This is a genomic window from Bacillus sp. NPDC094106 (assembly GCF_044764345.1).
Classification (GTDB): domain Bacteria; phylum Bacillota; class Bacilli; order Bacillales; family Bacillaceae_G; genus Bacillus_A.
In genome coordinates, this window is sequence record NZ_JBIWHY010000044.1 from 1 (window position 1) to 2,030 (window position 2,030).

Annotated in this window: 1 protein-coding gene; it reads right to left on the reverse strand. The window is 35.7% G+C overall.

Going from position 1 to position 2,030, the window contains the following annotated elements; translation table 11 throughout:
* Positions 1-170: 170 nt before the first annotated feature.
* Positions 171-2,030: group II intron reverse transcriptase/maturase (ltrA, locus tag ACIQ7L_RS28085; protein WP_400573499.1), on the reverse strand; the 1,860-nt coding region annotated here is incomplete at its 5' end.

Genomic DNA, 2,030 nt, shown 5'->3' on the forward strand with positions numbered 1-2,030 from the left:
CCGTATAGTGATAGGTAAGCTTTTGATGTTATCTCTGGCTTTTCCCCCACTTCACACCGTGCGTGAGATTTTCACCTCACACGGCGTTCCATCGGAACGTTTCAAAACTTTGGTAATCTACATAACTTCACAGAATTCACGTTTTCTTTGAGTTTGTTATTTCAGTCCATTTATACTACTAATTCATCTAATTCGAGTTTATTTCTTAGCGTATTGAGTTTTCTTCGGCTTCCTTCGTTGGTTATTAAGTGTTTATATTTTGAGATTATGTCTTCATCTTTAGCATGGATTAATATATGAATATCTTTATCCACTAAACATAGGTTTTTATATTCATCGGTTCCTCCCTTACTTCGCGGGATGATATGGTGACAATGGATTGAAAATGGATTTAGCTCTAAGCCTGTAATCCTACATCTTCCTCCTTGTCCGCTATACAATGCAATTCGATTGTCGTTATATTCTACACTTCTATCTGCAACTGGATGTTCCATTATGTATCTTAAAATCGAAATATCAATCGTTGCTAAATTTTTGTGTATTGCTTCTCGACCTTCTTTTGTATAAGCATTAACAGCGTTCTTTTTCATCATTGGACTTTTATGTTTAATGTATCCAATAGGAAGTAGGGGGTCTCTTGATATAAAACGTATTTGTTTGCTTTTTCCGTATTCTTTGTTGATAAAATCAGATGTGATAATACCTGTTTTCTTGATTCGCCTTTTCATTCGATGGTCTTTCATACACGCATTTACTTCATATGCGATATTCCCCATGTCTTCGGCTATCATTGTTGCAATACGGAAGTATTGATGAAGCCCTATTACAGTCGAGTTATAGAGTGCTACTTTTCTATGTTGGTCGTTTGTCCCACTGTCATAGCGTATACCATTAATGATTTCTTTTAGGTTGTTCTTTGTGCGTTGTATTGCCTTGTCACACATATGACTTTTAACAACCCACTTAGAGCCTTTTGGGATGAGTTTCATTTTAAGACCAAGAAATTCAGAGTAGTCCTTTTTAAGGTTCACTATTTTTGATTTATCTCTGCTAATATCTAAACCGAGTCTATCTTTTAGCCATTTCTGCACCGCAATGAATAACCTTTTGGCATGGTTAAGGTTACTACAAAAGATTTTGAAGTCATCAGCATATCGTACAATATAGCATTCTTTTAGCTTAGACTTCTGTTTAAGAACTCTGTACTTATAGCTATTATGCGGATGCTTGTTTTTCCCTTTACCCGAGTATTGTGTGTAGTCATTTTTGGTGGGGAAAGTTTCCCATTGGCTTTCGACCCATTGGTCAAGTTCATTTAGAACAATATTAGATAACAATGGAGAAAGAATTCCTCCTTGTGGTGTACCTTTTTCGTTCTCAATTATTTGTCCATTGGGTAGCTTGATTTTTGCTTTTAGCATTTTAGAGATAATGGCGAGTAGATTTTTATCTTGAATCCCCATTGTCCACATTTGTTTTAAAAGTTTAGCATGGGACACATTATCGAAAAATCCTTTAATGTCTATATCAACAACAAAATCCATTTTTGAATTTTGCATCAGTCGATACGTTTGGGCGATAGCGTTCTCTACTGACCGATTCGGTCTAAACCCATGGCTCCTACCAGAGAATTTTGATTCCACTATTGGTTCAAGAACTTGAAGAATACATTGCTGTACTATTCTATCCCAAATTGCAGGAATTCCTAATGGTCTTAATTTCCCATTCGGTTTTGGTATTTCAACTCGTCTGACTGCTTTCGGTTTATAATCTTTTAATTTATTCTTAACATATTCAACAAATTTTGCCTCTGTTAGCTTTGATACATGAGCGATTGTTCGTCCATCTACCCCAGCTGTTTTACTACCTGTATTTCTTTTGATGTTTCGATACGCTAACTTGATGTTTTCGGATGACCCGATAATGCCCATCAAGTTTTTGAAATTACTCCCCGATTTGCTTTGTTGATACAGCATGTCAAATGTTTCTTGCATACTATAATACTCTGCATTTCTGAGTTTGGACTTTTT